Raw genomic sequence first — 20,140 nt, forward strand, 5'->3', positions numbered from 1 at the left:
AAGGCCACCGCGAGGTGGCCTTGTTCGTTGATGTCGGAGGTGGCGCGCTCAGTGCTGCACGCCGTCCACCTCGCGCAGGTCCTCGCGCAGGATGCGCCGCACTTCCAGCACCGCCTCCGGGGTTTCCTGCACGCTGTGGCCGGAGATCACCACCTTCTCCGACAGCGCGCCGTCCAGGTGCGCGCTCCAGTACGGCACCAGCCCGTCATCGGACTGCGCGGTGGGCACGTCGGCTTTGCGCTGGGCGATGATCGAGTGGTACTTCAGGCCCGGCGCGATCGGCAGGTCCGCCGACTTCCGGATGAAGGGGTCGCTGGCCTTGAGGTTCTCGATGCTGTTGCCGACCTGCGGTTCCTTCGGCTTCTTGCCGGCCTCGCCGGGCTCCTGCAGCTCCAGGAACACTTCGCCGAACTTGCCCAGGATGGTGAACGGCAACCGCACCAGCCGGCCGATCATCCGCCCCAACCGGTTGCCCGCCGCATCGGTGCCCTTGTGCGGGGACGCGATGAAGATCGCCCGTTCCACGTTCGGCTGCGGGGTGAAGTTCAGCAGCGGCCCGAGCCGGCCCTGCACCCGCGTCAGCCGGTCGCCCTCCAGCTTGAAGCGCTGCACCGCGTCGTTCCACAGCACATCGCCGGAACTGCTGAGCATCAGCCGCGCGATCACCCCGCCCATGCTGTGGCCGATGAACACCATGTCATGCGTGGCCGGCGCGGTGCCGTTGGGGTCGAAGTGCTTCAAGGTCTGGTTGAACGCGTTGCTCACCGTGTACCGGTTCAACGCGATCGGCGCGTTGGTCGGGTAATACACCGACCACACCTGGTAGTGCCGGCGCATTTCCGGGTCGCCCATGATCTCGTTGGCCAGGTTCACCCATGCCTCCGGGCTGCTGGCCAACCCGTGCAGCATGAAGATGATGCGGCGGTTCGGGTCGTACGGCTGCATCAGGTAGATATGCGGCTCGCGGATGCCCTCGCCGCGGCCAAACAGCGTGCGCAACGACTCGGTGGCGAACCCCGATTGGGCAAGCCACACGCCGTAGGCGGCGGTGAAGTTCGCCGCCAGCGGCACTTCCTGCCCGCGCAACATGATGGTGCTGGTGAGGTCGGGCGAGTACGCCTCCAGGCGGATGTCGCGCGTGGCCAGTACTTCCTCCAGCGTGTCACCGCTGAAGTACAGCAGCGTGGTCGCGTTGATCGCCGGCATCTCGCTGAACACCGGCAGGGTCGGCCCGCCCTCGCCTTCCACCGGCACCGCCAGTGGCGCTTTCTCCAGCACCACCACCAGCTCGGCACCGAAGCCATCGCGACGGTAGGAACTGCGCAGGCCGGCAAAGCTCACCGACGAGGCGGCCACCAGTTGGCTGGGGATGCCGGTCAGGTTGAGCTGGTCGAACTCGCTGCGGATGGTCCAGCGGTCCACCTGCACCGGCTTGGTCAGGTCCTCGCCTTCCAGCGCCCGCGCCTTGCTGCGCTGGAACACCACCGACGAGGCCTGCTCGGTGGCGTAGTTGTAGTAGTCACGCACCTGGGTGAGGCGGTCTTCCAGTGCCCGTTGCGCCGGCGTGCGGCCACTGAAGAACAGGTACGCATACGAATAGCGCGCCGTTTCCAGCCAGGCGTCCAGTGCCGCGGGCGACAGCTCCGGCGGCTGCCCGGGCTTGGACTTGGGCGTGACCGCCAGGGCCTCCTGCATCCACAGCTCGGCCAGCGTCGAGAGCCGTTGCTCGGTCTGCAGCCCGTCGATGGTCGCCACGGTCTGCCGGCAGGCCGGCAGGTCCTTGCCGCAGGCACCGGCGGTCAGGCCGATCACCGACAGCGCTTCCTGCGACAGCGCGCTGAGCTTGCCGTCGGTCAGGATGTCGCCGCGCTTGAGCGCCACGTGGTCGGTGGCGGTGACCGACTTCATCTTCACCATCGCGCAGCCGCTGGACAGCAGCAGCGCCGCGACCGCCATCACCGGCAGCAGCCGGCGCATCCATGCTTGCGCAGTGGGACTCATGGAACGTTTCCTTGGGGGGGGATGCCGGGTACGCCCTGGCGTATCCGTGCCGAGAAATCGGGGCCATCATCGGCCTGGCGTGCCCGCTGGGTGATGCGGCCAAGCCGGTGCAGGTGTTCGTAGGGAACACCCGGGGTCAGCCCGCCGACATCCTGCGCATATTCGGCCAGGTAGCCGGAGGCCAACAAGCGGTAATCCAGCGGCAGGCCCGGCACGATGCGGCGCATCAGCTCGAACACCACCGTGGTGCAGTTGCTGGTAAGCGTGTTGTAGAACGCCGGGGCCTGCTCCAGCGCCTGCCCGCGCTCCACGTAGAAACGCAACAGCTCGCGCATCTTCTCCGGTGTCAGCCCCTGCAACCGGTACAGGTAGACATCCTCGCCGCGCACGTTGCTGCGCACCTGCACGATGTCGCGCTCGTCCGAGGCCACCAGCACCGCCTCGAACTTGCGGAAGAACCCGCCCAGCGCCGAGAACGACTCCCCCTGCTCCTTGCGGATCTCCAGCGAGAACACCAGCTGCCGGCCATCGGCGAAGCCGAAGGACACCAGCGTGTGGGCGATGGCCGGGCCCATCCAGTAGGACAGGATCATGTCCACCGACTGCACCTGCGACAGGTCGTACTCGCGCCGCTCCCAGCGCACGTCGTAATCGGTCTTGCTGCGCCACTGGAAGTCGCGCACGTTGTCGATCACCAGCCGGTCGCCCTCGATGCGCGCGTGCAGCGGCTGGGCCACGTCGTCGGCCCAGTCACGGTCCTGCAGCGGGGTGATGGTCGACCACCACGCCAGCATCAGCGCGAACACCGCGCCGAACACCGCCAGCGAATGCCAGCGCCGCCGGGGCGAAAAGCTGGCGCGTACCGCCCATACGCTGGGCACGCACCACACCAGGATCGCCACCACCCGCGCCACCACGCCCCCGGGGAACTGGTACCACAGCGCGAAGCCGCCCCAGATACCCACCAACAGGCAACACAGCGCCAACAACGCTCCGCCCACACCTCCCAACACGCGGCGCATGCGCTGCTTCCCTTCCTGGACCACACCCACCTCCGCACGACCGTGCACTGGCTATCGGCGGCTACCCACCGCCCTGGAATACCCTGCCCGCCAGGCCAGGGACACCGGCCCCTCGCGGGCGGGCGTAAAGATAGCCTGCTGAATGCGGAAAGCCGAGTGAAACCGCCCCGGGCCCTGCCCGCCGAACGGGAACCGGTGTCCCTGACCCGGAGGCCGGGACGAAACAACGGCCATTCCCCTCGCAGCGCAGCCCGGATAAACCCGGCGCAGCGGGACCGGCAATCCCGCGGCGCACCTCGCCCCGGTTAGCGCCGCAGGTACGCCATTCCCACCGACCGCGGGGCGGTAAGGACAAACCCGAACTGCGCATACAGGTCCTGCGCCTGCCCGTCGGCGATCAAACTGACGTAACCGCTGGCCGGCACCTCGGCCTCGATGTACTTCATGATCTCGCCCATGATCCGCTTGCCCAGCCCCTGCCCCTGGTGCGCGGGCAGCACCGCGATATCCACCACCTGGTAGAAGCAGCCGCCATCACCGATCACCCGCCCCATCCCGATCACCTCATCGCCGTGCAACACCTGCACCGCGAACAAGGTATTGGGCAAGCCGCGCTCGGCCGCCGCATCGCTCTTGGCACTCAACCCGGCACCCACCCGAAGCGCGCGGTACGTCTGCACCGAAGGCGTCTGCAGCAGGCAGGAATAGGAAGCCGAAGGATTCATTCATTGCACTCGCGATTGGAGAAAGACGGAGATGCAAGTAGACGCCGACTGGCGCCTGAAGTCGATGTGACGTCGGTGGGGCGCCAAGCCTAGCGCCCAGCACCACTCGTTCGAGGGAACGCACGGCACCCGGACGCTCTACGTTCCGAGCACGCGGCCAGCAAGTCAGCGTGGGCGCCTCGCACCTGCCTGCGTCATGGCACCCCTGCGCTGCGCTTGCCGGCAACGCCACCCGCCGACACTGGCCAGGCGGTTTCAACACGACAGTCCGCCGCAGACCAGCAGGGTGACGCCGCATTTCAGTGGATATTCGGCCCTTGGATCCCGTCCTCCAGCCACGCCTCGATCTGCGGCAACAACGCAACAACGGAGGCCGCCAACTGGTCGTACCGGCTTTGCTCGCTGCCGAAATCCTTGAAACTGAAGCCGCGGAAATCCTTGTGCTGCTCGGTATCGATCAAGCGCTTTCTCAACAGCGGGTCCGTCTCGAACACCCTCTTCGGCGCTTCGCCGGACTCCGGATCAACCCAAGCCGCGGGAACGCGGCTGAACTCCAGGATGAAGCTACCGCCATACGTCCAGTACTGGATCGACAGGAAGTCGCGATGAGCGTCACTGGCGCGAACGAAGTGAGCCACGCCGCTGCCGCCGAAGCCGAGTTGGCGCAATGCGGGCAGCAGGACTTTCTTGATTGAAATAGCCATCAGTTGGCCGGGGGTTTTCACGCAGTCGTATCCCTTCATGAACCATTGCCACAATCAGCCCCCGGTACAGGCGCCCTTGCCAACATGAACCTGGCTCTGCCCCCTGTTCCCGGAAACAAATCGCCCCTCAGTTTTCCGACGGCCCCTTCAGCTCGATCGTGTTCCCATCCGGGTCGAGGAAGTACAGCGAAAGGCCATCGCCCTCGGCACCGAAATTGACCTCGGCCTTGCCCACCGCCGAGACGCCGTGCTGTTCAAGGTGAGCGACAAGGCTGGCCTCATCGAACGGCGCGATGCGCAGGCACAGATGATCGACATTCCGCCCCTCCTTCCCGGCCGCCGCGCCACCGCGCGACCCCAGCGGACCGTCCAGGCTCACCAGGTCGATCATCGACGCACCGGCACGCAGATGGACAAGCCCCAGATGCTCACGCCGCCGGACAACCTCGCAACCGAGCACGGCCCAGTAGAAACCAATGCTCCGCTCCAGGTCACTCACCCGGAACACCACGTGATCGATTCGCTGCACGACAAAGGGGTTTGGCATGGAAGGCTCCTGTGGGGGCCATTCTGCACGGTTCCAGTTCGGAACGTCATTCAGCAAGACATAGTTCTGTCCAACGTTCTCAACCCTCTCCAGCACACCGACCAGCCTGCGTCGTTCGCAGGGACTCGAGCAGATACCGGCACGTCATTACATGCGCGCGGACGCGGCATTCAAGATTCTTCCATATCAGCACGTCCGCATCGGCGAAGTTGGCAAGAAACAGACGAATAATGACAACGCGGCAGTCATTGCGCGTGGTCGTCACAAATTCGCGACCAAAGCGCCGCCGGAGTTGAAGGTGGTACGCAACGGCGAATAGCGCACGATGTAGAAGGGGATCGGCTGGCGAGTGCCTCCGTGAACAAAACCCCGGCAGCGGAAGCGACATAGGAAATCGCGAAACCGCGTCTAGCCAAAATTGGTCACGGTCAAGATGGACAGAAGTTTCGCAACGTTGCCAAGGCGCTGCCGGGGCCTTTCCTATTCTAGGCTTGGTGCATGCAGTCTGACATCGCATTGCGTGTCGCTAGAAGCTGGTTGCTCCTAACTGGTTCATTGGCGACGTGGGCAAGCAACTGCGCGGCAATGTAGGAGAGCGAGTTTGTTGTTCTGAGCATCCAAGCCAACAACTCAGGTTCAAAGCCGTCAAGCGATCTGACCATAAGCCTCAAACCGCCATGCGTATATGAATTCAGAGCATCCCACGCTCGCTCCTTCAACGCCGACAGCGATTGTGCAAGCACGCGCTCCGCAGGCGACGCGGCCAGTTCCTCAAGCATTTTGTAGACATTGGGAAACTCAGCCGGCTCTTTCCGAGAATTGCTACCCGGCTGTGACCCGAACGAATCAATCCATATATCGGGCGCAGCGTAGAACACCCATGACCCTCGCAGCACGGCCTCATATTGCAACCGCACAAGCGCCAAAGCTGACGTTGGATTGTCAACGGATAAGAGGTGCTGAAAAGCAGAACCATGCTCTAACGCAATGTGTCCATAGGAGAATGCAGCATTGTTGCGCGCACCGGGCGGAATAGCGCGCTCTGTTTCATCTTGCAATACGATGCGCAGCGCATTGTGAAAGGTGTCAGACCTATCAAGCAGCACGGCAATATCTTTGATCACGATAGCTACCTAGTAGTACCCGCAGGAAGTTCTACTGCCAAAGTTCTATTCGCAGACATTCACCAAAAACAGCGGTCAAAGTCAGGTTGTGGAAGAACTCTGCTCTGCCGCCGTGGTTTTCGTCGCGCGACGAATACGGACGCGACGATTAGGTAGCTGCAAGCCCGCGCTCCCCAGAAGACGTGCGGAAACCAACCCTCACCGATAGCCCGAAGTCTCGCCCTGCATCGGCAACACCCAGCAGAGCACTGGCTCCGATCTTGTATCGTAGATCCCGGGCAACAAAAAAGCCGGCACTGGGCCGGCTTCTTTTATTCGCTTGGTGGGCGGTACAGGGATCGAACCTGTGACCCTTGCCGTGTGAAGGCAATGCTCTACCGCTGAGCTAACCGCCCGTGTTGCGAGCCGCTCATTATAGGGGCTTGAGCGAGCACGTCAATGGTTTTCACAAACAATCTTCACATCGTCTGCGTGGGCTTGTCCGAGCTCGAGGTGCCGGCCAGCAGCGTCTCGATCTTGTTGCGGATGCCCTCACCGTCCACGCCGTCGGCCAGCTGCACGCCGATGCCGGCCTGGCGGTTGCCCTGCGCGCCCAACGGGGTCACCCAGACCACCTTGCCGGCCACCGGCAGGCGCTCGCTGGAGTCCGGCAGGGTCAGCAGCAGGAACACTTCATCGCCCAGGAAGTAGCGCTTGGGCGTGGGCACGAACACGCCGCCGTTCTTCACGAACGGCATGTAGGCGCTGTACAACGCGGCCTTGTCCTTCACCGCCAGCGACAGGATGCCCTGGCGTGCGTTCATCGCACTCATCGATTGGTCCCCTTGGATTGCATCTGGTTGGCCGCGTTCCACGCCAGCAGCAGCTCCACCACGGCGAGGTCGGCGCGCACCGTGGTGCGCAGCAGGTCGCGGGTGCGGTTGGCCGCATCAAACCAGGCGGCCAGCTTGTTCAATCGCGCCGGATCGGTCAAGCCGTCGGCGGCCTTCTTCAGGGCCAGGTCGGCGGCATGGCGCAGGCGCAGGTCGGCGTGCTCGTCGCCGGTCCAGCGCTGGGCCAGTTCGACGCTGCCCAGCTTGCCCAACAACAGCTGTTCCAGCTCGCTGGCCACCTGCCGGCGCAGGGCCATGCCCTCGCCCTGCAGCCACCGGTCGGCCAGCGCCGGGTGGCCGCGCGCGGCATCCAGCGCCTCGCGCGAGACGCCCTCGGTGTAGCCGCGTGCCTGCAGCCAGGCCAGCGCTTCCTCGCGCGGCGGCAGCCGGAACTCCAGCCGCTGGCAGCGGCTGCGGATGGTCTGCGGCAGCCGCGCCGGGTCGGCGCTCACCAGCCACAGGTAACGGCCGGGCGCCGGTTCTTCCAGCGTCTTGAGCAGGGCGTTGCAGGCGGCGCGGTTGATTGCATCGGCCGGGTCGACGATCACCACCTGCGCCACCCCGTACTGCGGGGTCAGCGCCAGCTTCTGCGAGATCTCGCGGATCTGCTCGATGACGATCTCGGTGCGCAGCTTGTCGCCGGTCTTGTTCGGGATGAACGAGGTCAGCTGCAGGTCCGGATGGGTGCCGGCGGCGATCAGCTGGGCATTGCGCTGCCGGACGGCGGCATCGACGCCATGCCCAAGCACGTGCTCGGCCAGCTTCAAGGCCACCGCGCGCTTGCCCATGCCCGCCGGCCCGCACATCAGCAAGCCGTGGCCCAGCCGCCCGGCGTCGAGCGCGGCCACGGTCTGGTCATAGGCGCATTGCTGCCAGGGGGCGAAGGGCTCACTCATGCACGCGCTCCTGTTCAAGCCAGTGGCTGACCGCGCCGCGCACCTGGGCGGCGACGCCGGCCTGGTCCTGGCTGGCGTCGATCAGGCTGAAGCGCTGCGGGTCGTTCTGGGCGCGCTGGCGGAACTGCGCACGCACGCGCTGGAAGAAGTCGTCCTGCTCGGTCTCGATGCGGTCCGGCCACAGGTCGCGGCCATTGGCGCGGGCGCGGCCGACGGCCACGTCCACGTCCAGCAGCAGAGTCAGCCCCGGCTGCAGGCCAACGGCGCGCTTTTCCAGGTCGGCGATCCACTGCGGGTCCAGGCCGCGGCCGGCGCCCTGGTAGGCGTAGCTGGAATCGGTGAAGCGGTCGCTGACCACGAACGCCCCGCGTTGCAGCGCCGGCCGGATCACCTGCCGCACATGCTGGGCGCGCGCAGCGAACACCAGCAGCAGCTCGGCCTCGGCCGACAGCGGCTCGGCGGCGATCTCCGCATCCGGCGTCAGCACCAGCCCGCGGATGCGCTCGGCCAACGGCGTGCCGCCCGGCTCGCGGGTCAACACCACGTCATGGCCCTGTGCCCGCAGCAGGTCGCGGATGGCGTTGATCGCCGTGGTCTTGCCGGCACCCTCGCCGCCTTCCAGGCTGACGAAACGCGGATGCCGGAGCAACGCTTGGTTCATTGTTGTACTGCCTCGTTGTTCTTCCCGCGCAGCCGCTGCAGGTAGCGTGCGACCGCGGCGTTGTGTTCGGCATAGGTAGCCGAGAACGCATGCGCGCCACTGCCGTCGCCCACGGCGACGAAGTACAGCGCATCCCCTGCCGCCGGCCGGGCGGCGGCGTGCAGGGCATCACGGCCCGGCATCGCGATCGGCGTCGGCGTCAGGCCGGCGCGCGTGTAGGTGTTGTAGGGCGTGTCGGTGGTCAGGTGCACCTTGCGGATGTTGCCGTCGTAGGCGCTGCCGATGCCGTAGATCACGCTCGGGTCGGTCTGCAGGCGCATGCCCATCTTCAGGCGACGGGCGAACACCCCGGCAATCTGCGGGCGCTCGCTGGCCAGGCCGGTTTCCTTCTCGATGATCGATGCCAGCGTCAGCAGCTCGTACGGCGAGCTGAGCGGCAGGTCATCGGCACGGTCGGCCCAGGCCGCGGCCAGTTCCTTCTCCATCGCGGCATGGGCGCGCTTGAGCACGTCCACGTCGGTGTCACCGCGCTGGTAGACGTAGGTTTCCGGCAGGAAGCGCCCTTCCGGGTGCTGGTCCGGGAAGCCCAGCGCCGCCATCAGCTCGCTGTCGCTCATGTCGGTGGTGGTGTGCCGCAGCGGGTCGGCGCGGTTGAGCGCGGCGCGCAGCTGGCGGATGTTCCAACCCTCGACGATGGTCACCCGGTACTGCAGCACCTTGCCCTGGCGCATGTTGCGCAGCAGGGCCTCCGGGGTGGGCGCCGGTTCCAGCGCGTACTCGCCGACCTTGATCTTGCCGGCCGCATCCAGCTCCCGCGCCAGCCACTGCCATTGCAGGTCATGGCCTTCGTCGATGCCAGCCGCGCGCAGCTTGCCGAGCACGGTACTGAACGAATCGCCGGAAGCGACCACCACGCTGGGTTGGCTCGGGGTCACCGGGGTCACGGCGAAATCCACCTGCCGCACCCACACCAGCGCTACACCCGCAGCGCCGGCCAGTGCCACCAGCAATACCACCACCGCCAGCACTGCCAGACATCCGCGCTTGGCACCCGCCATGGTCACCCCGATCAATTCAATCCGGTGCGCAGGATACCGCGTGGCCGGCAACGCCGGCCAAAGGCAGCCTTCATTCGACCGGATCCAGCGCCCGCAGCAGGCCGCGTGCCTTGGCCCGGGTCTCGTCCAGTTCCTTGGCCGGGTCCGAATCGACCACGATGCCGGCGCCGGTGCGGAACGTCGCCGTCGCGCCCTGCACCTCGGCGGTGCGGATCAGGATGTTCAGGTCCATGTCGCCGTCCCGGTTCAGCCAGCCGAAGGCACCGGTGTAGGCCCCGCGCGCGGTCTGTTCCAGCTCGGCGATGATTTCCATGCAGCGCACCTTCGGGCAGCCGGTGATGGTGCCGCCCGGGAAAGTGGCGGCGATCACCTCGCCCGGCGTCACCTTCGGACGCAGGCGGGCGCGCACGTTGCTGACGATGTGGTGGACATGGGCGTAGCTTTCCACCGTCATCAGTTCATCGACCTCGACGCTGCCGGCCGCGGCGATGCGGCCCAGGTCGTTGCGCTCCAGGTCGATCAGCATCACGTGCTCGGCACGTTCCTTCGGGTGGCCGACCAGCTCCTGGATGCGCGCGGCATCGTCGTCCCCGGCGAACCGCGGGCGGGTGCCGGCGATCGGCCGGGTCTGCACCACGTCACCGCTCACCGATACCAGGCGCTCCGGCGAGGAGCTGACCACCGCCCGCCCGGCGGCGACGAACAGGCCGGCGAATGGCGCCGGGTTGGCGGTGCGCAGGCGCGCATACAGCGCCTCCGGCGGCAGTGCCGCGTCGAAGTGCGCCTGCCAGCGCCGCGACAGGTTCACCTGGAACACGTCACCGGCATGCAGGTAATCGATCACCCGGCGCACGCCATCGGTGAAACGCTGGCCGGCGTCTTCGGTGATGTCCGCCGGTGCCTGCCAGGGCGGCAACGGCGCCAGCGCGGTGGCGTCCTGCAGGTGCTGCTGCAGGTCGGCCAGCAGCCCGGCATGGTCGTCCTCGGCCACCGCCACGCAGCGCCCGCTGTCGCGCTCGCGCAGGATCGCGGCGGGGCAACGCAGGGCCACGGCGGACGGCAGGCCATCGGCGCGCGCCGGCAGGTTCAGGATCGGCTCGACCTGCCCGGCCAATTCGTAATCCAGCAGCAGCGCCCAGCCGCCGCGGAACGGGAATTCAGCGAACAACGGCGCGCGCGCGGTGCGCAGCGCCTGCCAGTGCTGGTCAAGGACGTCGAGGAAAGTACCGGCCAGCACGCTGCCGTCTTCACGATGCACCTGGCCATCGGCTTCCAGCCGCAGCTGCCCGCCGTCGGCGATCAGCAGCATGTCCCACTGGCCCTGCTTGCCGGCAGCGGTGGATTCGAGCAGGACGGGATAGCGATGCGGCGCGAGCCGATGCAGCCCCAGCAGGTCGGTGTCGGCGTGCAGGGGGAGGATGTGCATCGTGGGCCCGAAATGTCAGAAATGCAGGCTGTTCCCTTCTCCCGTCTGCGGGAGAAGGTGCCCGGAGGGCGGACGAGGGGGGGGAGCTGCTAAAGCCCTTAAAAAAGCCGCCCTCACCCCAACCCCTCCCCCGCTTGCGGGAGAGGGGCTTAAAGCTTAGATGCGCTTGAACACCAGCGTGCCGTTGGTGCCGCCGAAGCCGAAGCCGTTGGACATCACCACGTCCACCTGTGCCTTGCGGGCCACGTTCGGCACGTAATCCAGGTCGCAGCCTTCGCTCGGATCTTCCAGATTGATCGTCGGCGGGATGATGCCGGTCTCCAGCGCCATCACCGAGAAGATGGCTTCCACGCCGCCGGCCGCGCCGAGCAGGTGGCCGGTCATCGACTTGGTCGAGCTGACCAGCAGCTTGTAGGCATGCTCGCCGAAGGCGGTCTTCATCGCCATGGTCTCGCCCAGGTCGCCCAGCGGCGTGGAGGTGCCGTGCGCGTTGAGGTAGCCCACCTGCTCCGGGGTGACGTCGGCGTCCTTCATCGCCGCGACCATGCAGCGGGCGGCGCCTTCGCCGTTCTCGCTCGGTGCGGTCATGTGGTACGCGTCGGAGCTTGCGCCGAAGCCGGCCAGCTCGCAGTAGATGCGTGCGCCGCGCGCCTTGGCGTGCTCGTACTCTTCCAGGATCAGGATGCCGGCACCGTCACCCAGCACGAAGCCATCGCGACCCTTGTCCCACGGGCGCGAGGCCTTTTCCGGTGCGTCGTTGCGGGTGGACATGGCCTTCATCGCGCAGAAGCCGCCCAGGGCGGTCGGCGAGGAACCCCGCTCGGCGCCACCGGCGACCATCACGTCGGCATCGCCGTACTGGATCATGCGCATCGCCGTGCCGATGGAATGGTTGGACGTGGCACAGGCCGACACCGCCGAGAACGACGGCCCCTTCAGGCCGGTGATGATGCTCAGCTGGCCCGGCAGCATGTTGATGATGGTCTTGGGCACGTAGAAGGGCGAGATCTTCTTGCCCTCGTGGAACTCGATGGTCTGTTCCTCGATGCCCAGCAGGCCACCGATGCCGGCGCCGACGATGGCGCCGATGCGCTCGGCATTGGCCTCGGTGATTTCCAGGCCCGAGTCATGCAGCGCCATGAAGGCGGCACCCAGGCCGTAGTGGATGAACGGGTCCATCTTCTTGGCATCCTTGCCACTGACCCTGAACTTGCCGAACAACGGGTTGTCGGCGGTGATGTCGAAATCCTTGACCTCACCTGCGATCTTGGTGGTGAAACGTTCCAGATAGGCATCTGCAACGTTCGTCAGCGGGCCAATGCCCGAGCGGCCATTGATGATGCCTTCCCAGCTGCTGGCCAGATCATTGCCCAGCGGCGACACCATGCCCATGCCGGTAACGACGACGCGACGACTCATTGCGGATTCTCCTGGCCCCGTTCACGGGGGCGGGGGTTGAAGCGGTGAAAAGCACAGGGCCGCATCCGCGGCCCCATGGATTTGCAACGCGGGCGGAAGTTCATGCCGGCCGCGTTCTGTCAGGCGTGGATTACGCCTTGACGTGCGCCTTGACGTAGTCGATGGCAGCCTGGACGGTACCGATCTTCTCGGCTTCCTCGTCCGGGATTTCGCACTCGAACTCTTCTTCCAGCGCCATCACCAGCTCGACGGTGTCCAGCGAGTCTGCACCCAGGTCATCGACGAACGATGCGCTGTTGGTGACTTCTTCTTCCTTGACGCCAAGCTGCTCGACAACAATCTTCTTGACGCGTTCTTCGATGGTGCTCATTGGATATCGCTCCAGATGGAGTAGTGGTTCAAAAGACGCCACCACGTGGTGATGGCCGTGGGATAGTGTAGTGGAAAGCGCCGGGCCGATGCATTCTGGCAAAAAACCCCGGCGATCAACCACTTGGGTGCAGTCCCTGCACCACACGCTTACGGCATGTACAGCCCGCCGTTGACGTGGAGGGTTTCGCCGGTGATGTAGCTGGCCGACGGGCCGGCCAGGAAGCCCACCGCCTTGGCGATGTCCGCCGGCTCGCCGAGGCGGCCCAGCGCGACCTGGCCGAGCATCGCCGCCTTGGCGTCCTCGGGCAGGTCCTTGGTCATGTCGGTATCGATGAAGCCGGGGGCGACCACGTTCACGGTCACGCCACGGCTGCCGATTTCCTTGGCCAGCGACTTGGAGAAGGCAATGATGCCGGCCTTGGCCGCGGCGTAGTTGGCCTGGCCGGCATTGCCGGTCACGCCGATCACCGAGGCGATGTTGATGATGCGGCCCTTGCGCGCCTTCATCATGCCGCGCATCACCGCCTTGGAGGTGCGGTAGACGCTGGTCAGGTTGGTGTCGAGGATGGCCTGCCAGTCCTCGTCCTTCATGCGCATCAGCAGGTTGTCGCGGGTGATGCCGGCGTTGTTCACCAGGATGGTGATGGCGCCGAACTCCTTGCTGACCGCCTCGATCAGCGCGTCCACCGCGCCGGGCTCGGTCACGTTCAGGGCGCGGCCGTGGCCGCCCTGCGCGGCCAGGCGTTCGCCGATGGCGGCGGCGCCGGATTCGGTGGTGGCGGTGCCGATGACGGTGGCGCCCTGGGCGGCCAGTTCGTCGGCGATGGCGGCACCGATGCCGCGGCTGGCGCCGGTGACGAGCGCGATTTCACCCTGCAATGGCTTGCTCATGCGGTTTCTCTCTTCTTCAGGCGGCGCCGCGGTGGCGGCAGCCGTTCACGGCCGGACGCAGGTTGCGCCCGCCCTCATGCCCATGGGATCAGTTGGCCCACTCTTCCAGCGCACCGGCGAAATCGGCCGGGGTCGCCAGCGAGCGGCCTTCGATGGTCTTGTCGATACGCTTGACCAGGCCGGTCAGCACCTTGCCCGGGCCGCACTCGGCCACGCGGCTCACGCCACGGGCGGCCAGCGCCTGCACGCAACCGGTCCACTGCACCGGCTGGTACAGCTGCTGCACCAGCGCCTGGCGGATGGCATCCACGCCGTCATGCACCTTGGCATCGACGTTCTGCACCACCGGCAGCTGCGGCGCGCGCCAGTCCAGCCCGGCCATGACTTCGGCCAGGCGGTTGGCGGCTTCGCGCATCAAGGGGGTGTGCGAGGGCACGCTGACGGCCAGTTTCACCGCCTTGCGCACGCCCTTCTCGGCCAGCAGCGCCAGCGTGCGGTCGACCGCGTCGGCATCGCCACCAATGACGATCTGGCCCGGGGAATTGAAATTGGCCGGCACCACGACCTGGCTGCCCGCCGCTTCGGCGCAGACCTCCAGCACCATAGCGTCCTCGGCACCGAGCACGGCCGCCATGGCGCCGACGCCGGCCGGGGCCGCGTCCTGCATCAGCTGGCCGCGCAGACGCACCAGGTGCGCGCCTTCACGCAGCGACAAGGCACCGGCAGCGACCAGCGCGGTGTATTCACCCAGACTGTGCCCGGCCAGCACGGCCGGCTTGGCACCGCCCTGTGCGTTCCACAGGCGCCACACCGCGATGCTCGCCGCCAGCAGTGCCGGCTGGGTGAACTCGGTGCGGTTGAGCTGCTCTTCCGGGCCGCCCTGCGACAACGCCCACAGGTCCACGCCGGCGCCATCGGACGCCTCGGCGAAGGTTTCGCGGATCTGCGGGTGCAATTCAGCCAGTTCGGCCAACATGCCCAGGGACTGGGAGCCCTGGCCGGGGAACACGAAAGCGAGTCGGGAATCAGTCACGCGGTCATCTGCTGCACTTCGAAGCGGGGCATCATAAGCGCGAACCTGCCCGCTCGTCTGTACTGAAGCGTATGCAGGGCGCTCAGCCGAGCATGCCCAGCAGGTCGACCTGGCCGTCGATCAGCCAGTCCACGCAGACCACCGTCAGCAGCACCAGGCCCAGCGAAGTGGCCGCGTGCAGGGCGAAAATGGCTTGCGCCAGCACCCGGCCGGACCGGCCCGCCCGCTTCAACAGGCGCGCCAGTGACTGCAGCCGCGTGGTCACCTCGTTGGCCTGCTCGACCACCGGCCCCTGCGCCCGCTCCATCGCCTCGATCAGCAGGTCCTGCAGGACCTCGCCGCGGTGGTCGTAGTACTTGGCCACGCCGTAGCCGAACATCAGCCAGTCGCGCGCCTGCGCCGTGGGCAGGTCCATCACTTCCAGCGGGTCCTCCTCGAAATCGAGGAAACCGACGTTCTCGCCGTCCCAGGTCATGTTGCGCGGTAGCGGCTGGCCCAGGTAGGCCCCGCGCGCATGCGCATCGGCAAGGGTGGCCATGGCCGCCTTCACCAGCCGGTCGCGACCGGCATCATCGGCATCGCGCATGCATTGGTTGAAGGAGTCGCCGGTATGCTCCAGCAACAGGGCCGCCCGTCCCTCGCCGATGACGGCCGGGACGTTCACCCCCTGCTCGCGCAACTCGGCCAGGCGGCGCGCCTCGATGTCACGCGCCTGCTCGCCACCACGGTGCGGCGGCGGCCGCAACGCGTCCATGCCGAAACGATGGGCGACAAGGTTCAGCAGGCCAAGGGCGAATGCCCGGCTGCCTTCACCGTAGTACTTGAGCCACGCACGCTGGCCCTCGATAAGAATGGCTTCTGCCATGACGCAACCTCCCGGGTCACCCGTGCCGCCGCGTCACGCCGCGGCCGGCATGCAAACCGTGATCAGTAACGCAGCAACGCCGAACCCCAGGTGAAGCCGCCGCCGAAGGCTTCCAGCAGCAGCAGCTGGCCACGCTCGACCCGGCCGGAGCGGATCGCCGCATCCAGTGCCAGCGGCACCGAGCCGGCCGAGGTGTTGCCATGCTTGTCCACGGTCACCACCACCTGGTCCATCGACATGTCCAGGCGCCTGGCCGTGGCTTCGATGATGCGCAGGTTGGCCTGGTGCGGGATCAACCAGTCCAGGTCGGACTTGTCCAGGCCGTTGGCCTGCAGGGTTTCATCGACGACCGAGTCCAGCGCCTTGACGGCGTACTTGAACACGTCGTTGCCCTTCATGTTGATCTTGCCGGGCTTGTCCAGGCCGACCGACACGCCGATCGGGTTCCACAGCAGCTCCTTCTTGCTGCCGTCGGCATGCAGGTGGGTGCTGAGAATGCCGGTGTCTTCGTCGGCCTTGAGCACGACGGCGCCCGCGCCATCGCCGAACAACACGCAGGTGGTGCGGTCGTTCCAGTCGACGATGCGGGTCAGGGTTTCCGCACCGATCACCAGCACATGCCTGGCGTCGCCGCTGCGGATGAATTTATCGGCCACGCTCAGGGCAAACAGGAAGCCCGAACATGCCGCATTGACGTCAAACGCCGCCGAGCCGGCCGCGCCGAGGCGCGCCTGGATCAGACAGGCGGTGGACGGGAAAATGATGTCCGGCGTGGTGGTCCCCACGACGATCATGTCCAGCTGCGAAGCCTCGATGCCGGCCGCCTCCAGCGCACGCACTGCGGCGTGATAGCCGAGATCGCTGGTGGTTTCGCCTTCGGCAGCGATATGTCGCTCACGGATACCCGTTCGCGACTGAATCCACTCATCGGTCGTGTCCACGATCTTGGTCAGATCGTCGTTGGTCAACACTTTCTCGGGCAAGTAACTACCAGTGCCCGCGATCCTCGAGTAGATCCGCTTGCTCATGCTGTTTCCTGTTGCGCGAAGCCGCCCGAAGGCGGCCCCGGAAGAATCGGTGCAACCGCCGCCACGCGTACGTGGCGGCAGTCACGAATCAATCTTCTTCGACGACCGAGGACGACTTGGTCGTGATCACCTTCTTGCCACGGTAGAAACCGTCGGCGGTGATGTGGTGGCGCAGGTGCACTTCACCCGTGGTCGGGTCGGTGGACAGCTGCTTGGCGCTCAGGGCGTCGTGCGCACGACGCTGGCCGCGGCGGGACGGGGTAACACGGGATTTCTGCACAGCCATGGGATTGCTCCAAACTCGGTTCGTTTGCTTCGTCGTTTAATTGCACGGGACGCCAGCGTCCTGCACTACTCGCTTTCGCCGCAGCCGCCGACGATAACCGGCCGCTATTGTTTCTTCAGCGCCGCCAATGCCGCGAACGGATTGGCCTTGCCCTGTTCTTCTTCGGTCGCCGGCCAGTCACGTTCGACCGCCTCGCTCCCCGGTGCCAGCGCCACCACCGGCACCGCCAACACCAATTCATCCTCGACCAGTTCCAGCGGCTGCAGGTTGCCATCTTCCGGCACCAGCAGCGCTTCGTAATCCGGCGGAAGCGCCGATTCCTCTTCCTCGTCGCGGATCAGGCCCAGTCGCTGGCGGATCGCCACCGGCAGCAGGAAACGCTGCATGCTGCGCTGACAGATCAGCGGCAGCTCGGTATCGATGGTCAACTCGACATAGGCTACCTTCAACACCTCGTCGCGCCCAAATTCCAGTGCGTAACGGCACTGCCCTTCGGCATCGGCAACAAGGCCCTGCAGGCGGGGCAAATCGGACAAGGGCACCTGGCCGTCGAAGCACCTGCGTGCTGCGACCATCCGCCAAGCATCCAGCAATTCGGGCACGTTCGCGGACATAAGCTGCAGAATGTTAAGGACCAGGCCCGCCGCTGTCAAACCCGGCGGCAAGGAATCATTGTCACCACGGGCTGGTCGCAGCAGACTGCCACGCCCGGATCCGCCATTTTCCCACATGACCGACCTGATCCTCGCCTCCACTTCCCGCTACCGGGCCGAATTGCTGTCCCGGCTGCGGCTGCCGTTCAGCTCCATCGCCCCCCAGGTCGATGAAACCCCGCGGGCCGGGGAGGCGCCGGCTGCGCTGGCCGCCCGTCTGGCGGCGGCCAAGGCGCAGGCCGTGGCGGCCGGACACCCGGGCCACTGGGTGATCGGCTCGGACCAGGTCGCCGAACTGAATGGGGCGCCGCTGGGCAAGCCGGGCACCGTCGACGCCGCCTGCGCGCAACTGGCCGCCATGTCCGGCCAGGAGGTGTGCTTCCATACCGCGCTGTGCCTGGACAATGGCCGCGAGCAACTGCAGGCCATGGACGTCACCCGGGTCCGGTTCCGTGCCTTGAACCTCGAGGAAATCCGCCGCTACGTTGACGCCGAGCAACCATTGGACTGCGCCGGCAGCTTCAAGTGCGAGGGATTGGGCATCAGCCTGTTCGAGGCCATCCATTGCAGCGACCCGACCGCACTGGTCGGCCTGCCGCTGATCGCCCTGTCACAGTTGCTGCGGCGCGCCGGCTACGCGCTGCCCTGATCGCCGGCAGCGCAAGCACCCGGGAGAGCGCCCTACTCCACCACGAACGGCTGTTCGGCCCATTCCTCGACGCTGCCATCCTTGCCGTGCAGGCGCATGCCCAGCCAATGCCGGCCCGGCGCCAGCGCGCGGGTATCCACCCTGGCGTCGAAGCCCACCGCCGGATGGTGCGGGTCATTCGTGCCCGGCCACGCCTGGCGGATGTCGAAGACCCGTCCATAGACGGCATCACCGACACTGTGCCCGTCCACCAGCAGCTCCACGCGGTCCAGCCCGACACCGTCCTTGAATGCCCACCCCTGCACGTCGACCACACCGCGCGCGACCGACGCACCGGCCGCCGGCACATCCACCCAGGCCATCGCCGGGGTGACGCACGCCCCCTTCTGGCGGGTTGCCGGTAACCGGAACAGCAGGAACCGCTGGAAACCATGATCCAACGACACCACCCGTGGCGGCGGCAACGGCCCGACCAGTTCGCAGACCGCGTGATAGCGGGCCAGCAGGTCGCGGTAGCGCTGGTCACTGGGAGCCAGCACCAGCAATTGCGGGTTGTCGCGATGACCATCGCTGACCAGGCCCCACAGGGCCAGCTGCGCGGTACGCCCATGACGATCGTTGAGCGGATGCGGCAGCACCTGGATGGACGGATCGTCCAGGCCGAACCCCAGCTCGGAACCCACCTTGAAACTGCCGGCCAGGACCGTGGTGTCAGCCGGCATGTGCTGCAACTCTTCGCGCACCGCTGCGGCCAGCGGTGACCAGCCGGCGAAATTGCGCGGGTAGTACTTGCTGCCCGCCATCTCCTGGCGCAGGCCGGGCATGGACACGACCAGGTAATACCCCAGCGCGACGACCAGGCCGATCGCCGCCGTCACCCATACCGTGCGCCGCCACGCCTTCGGCCAATGCGTCAGCAGCATCGGCACCCCGACCAGCAGGGCCAGATATCCGGGCAGCGGCCAATGGAAGCTGATCCGCTCGGCATCGGTGAAGAAGCCCAGCAGGAAGATCAACGCCGTCGAGGCGGCGCCAACCAACGCGAAGTAGCGCCACTGCACGTGATGGAACCCACCCGCAGCCTTGCGTACGCCGCTGATGCCCACCATCACCATGGCCACGAACAGCACCGGCGTGACCATCAGCGGCTGTATCAGCAGGAACAGCAGACCCTCGCTGCTGAACACCCAGGGGTGGCGCTCGATGATCTGGAACTTCAGGCCAGCGTCCTGGTTTTCCAGGTTCCACGCCATCAATGGCAGCCATGCCACGATGCCGGTGGCCAGCGCGATCCAGATCCGGGGATCACGCAATACACGCCGCCCTTCCGGCAACAGCACCAGGGCAATGAATCCCACGATGATCACGCCGAGGAACCGATAGTGGCTCAGGGCCCCCACCACCAGGCCCAGCGCGAGCAGCAACGCACCGCCGGCATCCACGCCGCGCAACAGCCGTGCACCCGCCCCGAGGCAGAGCAATGCCGCGATGGCCATCGGCACGTCCGGCACCGCCAGGATGCCCAACGTGGCCGACATCGGCATCAGCAACGCCAGGCAACCGGCCTGCCAGCCGATCCGCCCGCCGAACCAACGCCCGGTGATCCACGCCACCATCCACGGCAGCAATGCACCCAGCGCCAGGAATGGCAGGCGCACGCCGAGACGATGCCCGCCGGCCACTTCCACGCCCAGTCGCGTCAGCCAGGCCGTCAACCCCGGCAGGTCCGAATAGGCCGCCGCAAGATGCTGGCCTTCCTGCCAATAGAACGCTTCGTCGACGAACAACGGCAACCGTGACGCCACCAGGACCTTGACCGCCGTGGCCAACACCCACAACGTCAGGAACATGATGTAGGCGCGGCGCTCCCCCCTGATAGGCACTTACACTTCCTCAAAGTTGCAAGAA

The 20,140-nt window shown here is 66.4% G+C and carries 21 protein-coding genes and 1 tRNA gene; 1 reads left to right on the plus strand and 21 read right to left on the minus strand.

Annotation, left to right across the window (positions count from 1 at the left end):
• Positions 1-48 precede the first annotated feature (48 nt).
• The 20 genes from ATCM_RS12145 to ATCM_RS12240 all read right to left on the minus strand — a co-directional run bounded on the left by ATCM_RS12145 (position 49) and on the right by ATCM_RS12240 (position 17,544).
• Entirely contained in the window at positions 49-2,001 is a 1,953-nt protein-coding gene (locus tag ATCM_RS12145; RefSeq protein WP_132864782.1) for an alpha/beta hydrolase, read from the minus strand.
• Positions 1,998-3,023, minus strand: coding sequence for a DUF4105 domain-containing protein (locus ATCM_RS12150; RefSeq protein ID WP_132864783.1), 1,026 nt, complete (start codon positions 3,021-3,023; stop codon positions 1,998-2,000). Before ATCM_RS12150 ends, ATCM_RS12145 begins: the two co-directional genes overlap by 4 nt.
• A 305-nt stretch (positions 3,024-3,328) precedes the next feature.
• Positions 3,329-3,748 carry a GNAT family N-acetyltransferase gene (locus tag ATCM_RS12155; RefSeq protein ID WP_132864784.1) on the minus strand — a complete coding sequence of 140 codons (420 nt, stop codon included), beginning with the start codon at positions 3,746-3,748 and terminating at the stop codon, positions 3,329-3,331.
• Positions 3,749-4,047: 299 nt separating this feature from the next.
• Positions 4,048-4,491 carry a hypothetical protein gene (locus ATCM_RS12160; protein ID WP_132864785.1) on the minus strand — a complete coding sequence of 148 codons (444 nt, stop codon included), beginning with the start codon at positions 4,489-4,491 and terminating at the stop codon, positions 4,048-4,050.
• Between the two features lie 88 nt (positions 4,492-4,579).
• Positions 4,580-4,999, minus strand: coding sequence for a VOC family protein (locus tag ATCM_RS12165; RefSeq protein ID WP_132864786.1), 420 nt, complete (start codon positions 4,997-4,999; stop codon positions 4,580-4,582).
• Positions 5,000-5,484: 485 nt separating this feature from the next.
• Complete coding sequence (locus tag ATCM_RS12170) at positions 5,485-6,123, minus strand: hypothetical protein (RefSeq protein ID WP_132864787.1); 639 nt, start codon at positions 6,121-6,123, stop codon at positions 5,485-5,487.
• 320 nt (positions 6,124-6,443) lie between these two features.
• Positions 6,444-6,518, minus strand: a tRNA-Val gene (locus ATCM_RS12175).
• Positions 6,519-6,581: 63 nt separating this feature from the next.
• Positions 6,582-6,935 carry a PilZ domain-containing protein gene (locus tag ATCM_RS12180; protein ID WP_132864788.1) on the minus strand — a complete coding sequence of 118 codons (354 nt, stop codon included), beginning with the start codon at positions 6,933-6,935 and terminating at the stop codon, positions 6,582-6,584.
• Positions 6,932-7,891, minus strand: coding sequence for a DNA polymerase III subunit delta' (locus ATCM_RS12185; RefSeq protein ID WP_132864789.1), 960 nt, complete (start codon positions 7,889-7,891; stop codon positions 6,932-6,934). Before ATCM_RS12185 ends, ATCM_RS12180 begins: the two co-directional genes overlap by 4 nt.
• The gene (tmk, locus tag ATCM_RS12190) at positions 7,884-8,552 is read right to left on the minus strand and encodes a dTMP kinase (protein ID WP_132864790.1); all 669 of its coding nucleotides are present in this window, start codon (positions 8,550-8,552) and stop codon (positions 7,884-7,886) included. Before tmk ends, ATCM_RS12185 begins: the two co-directional genes overlap by 8 nt.
• Positions 8,549-9,610: an endolytic transglycosylase MltG gene (gene mltG, locus ATCM_RS12195; protein ID WP_132866153.1), complete on the minus strand. Its 1,062-nt coding sequence runs from the start codon at positions 9,608-9,610 to the stop codon at positions 8,549-8,551. Before mltG ends, tmk begins: the two co-directional genes overlap by 4 nt.
• Positions 9,611-9,680: 70 nt before the next feature.
• Positions 9,681-11,036 (minus strand): aminodeoxychorismate synthase component I, encoded by a 1,356-nt coding sequence (locus ATCM_RS12200; RefSeq protein ID WP_132864791.1) that lies wholly within the window; start codon positions 11,034-11,036, stop codon positions 9,681-9,683.
• 156 nt (positions 11,037-11,192) lie between these two features.
• Positions 11,193-12,455 carry a beta-ketoacyl-ACP synthase II gene (gene fabF, locus ATCM_RS12205; RefSeq protein ID WP_132864792.1) on the minus strand — a complete coding sequence of 421 codons (1,263 nt, stop codon included), beginning with the start codon at positions 12,453-12,455 and terminating at the stop codon, positions 11,193-11,195.
• A 130-nt stretch (positions 12,456-12,585) separates the two neighbouring features.
• Positions 12,586-12,825 carry an acyl carrier protein gene (acpP, locus tag ATCM_RS12210; RefSeq protein WP_132864793.1) on the minus strand — a complete coding sequence of 80 codons (240 nt, stop codon included), beginning with the start codon at positions 12,823-12,825 and terminating at the stop codon, positions 12,586-12,588.
• Between the two features lie 149 nt (positions 12,826-12,974).
• Positions 12,975-13,718, minus strand: a complete 744-nt coding sequence (fabG, locus tag ATCM_RS12215; RefSeq protein WP_132864794.1) for a 3-oxoacyl-ACP reductase FabG — start codon at positions 13,716-13,718, stop codon at positions 12,975-12,977.
• Between the two features lie 88 nt (positions 13,719-13,806).
• A complete protein-coding gene (gene fabD, locus ATCM_RS12220; protein WP_132864795.1) occupies positions 13,807-14,751 on the minus strand; it encodes an ACP S-malonyltransferase in 945 nt (314 codons plus the stop codon).
• An 82-nt stretch (positions 14,752-14,833) separates the two neighbouring features.
• On the minus strand, positions 14,834-15,616 hold the full coding sequence (locus ATCM_RS12225) for a serine/threonine protein phosphatase (RefSeq protein ID WP_132864796.1): 783 nt from the start codon (positions 15,614-15,616) through the stop codon (positions 14,834-14,836).
• A 62-nt stretch (positions 15,617-15,678) separates the two neighbouring features.
• A complete protein-coding gene (locus ATCM_RS12230) occupies positions 15,679-16,644 on the minus strand; it encodes a beta-ketoacyl-ACP synthase III (protein ID WP_132864797.1) in 966 nt (321 codons plus the stop codon).
• Between the two features lie 88 nt (positions 16,645-16,732).
• Positions 16,733-16,930 carry a 50S ribosomal protein L32 gene (gene rpmF / locus ATCM_RS12235; protein WP_132864798.1) on the minus strand — a complete coding sequence of 66 codons (198 nt, stop codon included), beginning with the start codon at positions 16,928-16,930 and terminating at the stop codon, positions 16,733-16,735.
• A gap of 104 nt (positions 16,931-17,034) precedes the next feature.
• Positions 17,035-17,544, minus strand: coding sequence for a YceD family protein (locus ATCM_RS12240; RefSeq protein WP_132866154.1), 510 nt, complete (start codon positions 17,542-17,544; stop codon positions 17,035-17,037).
• A 115-nt stretch (positions 17,545-17,659) separates the two neighbouring features.
• Here ATCM_RS12240 and ATCM_RS12245 point away from each other — a divergent pair, with 115 nt between their 5' ends.
• Positions 17,660-18,232 carry a Maf family nucleotide pyrophosphatase gene (locus tag ATCM_RS12245; protein ID WP_132864799.1) on the plus strand — a complete coding sequence of 191 codons (573 nt, stop codon included), beginning with the start codon at positions 17,660-17,662 and terminating at the stop codon, positions 18,230-18,232.
• A 32-nt stretch (positions 18,233-18,264) separates the two neighbouring features.
• On the opposite strand, the gene ATCM_RS12250 is transcribed toward ATCM_RS12245, so the two are convergent.
• On the minus strand, positions 18,265-20,109 hold the full coding sequence (locus ATCM_RS12250; protein ID WP_132866155.1) for a glycosyltransferase family 39 protein: 1,845 nt from the start codon (positions 20,107-20,109) through the stop codon (positions 18,265-18,267).
• Between the last annotated feature and the right edge of the window lie 31 nt (positions 20,110-20,140).

It is taken from the genome of Stenotrophomonas sp. ATCM1_4, assembly GCF_004348115.1.
In the GTDB taxonomy this organism is placed as follows: domain Bacteria; phylum Pseudomonadota; class Gammaproteobacteria; order Xanthomonadales; family Xanthomonadaceae; genus Stenotrophomonas; species Stenotrophomonas capsici.

Coding starts and splice junctions, on each gene's coding strand:
- ATCM_RS12145 (WP_132864782.1), bottom strand. CDS start 2,001: ATGAGTCCCACTGCGCAAGCATGGATGCGCCGGCTGCTGCCGGTGATG.
- ATCM_RS12150 (WP_132864783.1), bottom strand. CDS start 3,023: ATGCGCCGCGTGTTGGGAGGTGTGGGCGGAGCGTTGTTGGCGCTGTGT.
- ATCM_RS12155 (WP_132864784.1), bottom strand. CDS start 3,748: ATGAATCCTTCGGCTTCCTATTCCTGCCTGCTGCAGACGCCTTCGGTG.
- ATCM_RS12160 (WP_132864785.1), bottom strand. CDS start 4,491: ATGAAGGGATACGACTGCGTGAAAACCCCCGGCCAACTGATGGCTATT.
- ATCM_RS12165 (WP_132864786.1), bottom strand. CDS start 4,999: ATGCCAAACCCCTTTGTCGTGCAGCGAATCGATCACGTGGTGTTCCGG.
- ATCM_RS12180 (WP_132864788.1), bottom strand. CDS start 6,935: ATGAGTGCGATGAACGCACGCCAGGGCATCCTGTCGCTGGCGGTGAAG.
- ATCM_RS12185 (WP_132864789.1), bottom strand. CDS start 7,891: ATGAGTGAGCCCTTCGCCCCCTGGCAGCAATGCGCCTATGACCAGACC.
- tmk (WP_132864790.1), bottom strand. CDS start 8,552: ATGAACCAAGCGTTGCTCCGGCATCCGCGTTTCGTCAGCCTGGAAGGC.
- mltG (WP_132866153.1), bottom strand. CDS start 9,610: ATGGCGGGTGCCAAGCGCGGATGTCTGGCAGTGCTGGCGGTGGTGGTA.
- ATCM_RS12200 (WP_132864791.1), bottom strand. CDS start 11,036: ATGCACATCCTCCCCCTGCACGCCGACACCGACCTGCTGGGGCTGCAT.
- fabF (WP_132864792.1), bottom strand. CDS start 12,455: ATGAGTCGTCGCGTCGTCGTTACCGGCATGGGCATGGTGTCGCCGCTG.
- acpP (WP_132864793.1), bottom strand. CDS start 12,825: ATGAGCACCATCGAAGAACGCGTCAAGAAGATTGTTGTCGAGCAGCTT.
- fabG (WP_132864794.1), bottom strand. CDS start 13,718: ATGAGCAAGCCATTGCAGGGTGAAATCGCGCTCGTCACCGGCGCCAGC.
- ATCM_RS12225 (WP_132864796.1), bottom strand. CDS start 15,616: ATGGCAGAAGCCATTCTTATCGAGGGCCAGCGTGCGTGGCTCAAGTAC.
- ATCM_RS12230 (WP_132864797.1), bottom strand. CDS start 16,644: ATGAGCAAGCGGATCTACTCGAGGATCGCGGGCACTGGTAGTTACTTG.
- rpmF (WP_132864798.1), bottom strand. CDS start 16,930: ATGGCTGTGCAGAAATCCCGTGTTACCCCGTCCCGCCGCGGCCAGCGT.
- ATCM_RS12240 (WP_132866154.1), bottom strand. CDS start 17,544: ATGTCCGCGAACGTGCCCGAATTGCTGGATGCTTGGCGGATGGTCGCA.
- ATCM_RS12245 (WP_132864799.1), top strand. CDS start 17,660: ATGACCGACCTGATCCTCGCCTCCACTTCCCGCTACCGGGCCGAATTG.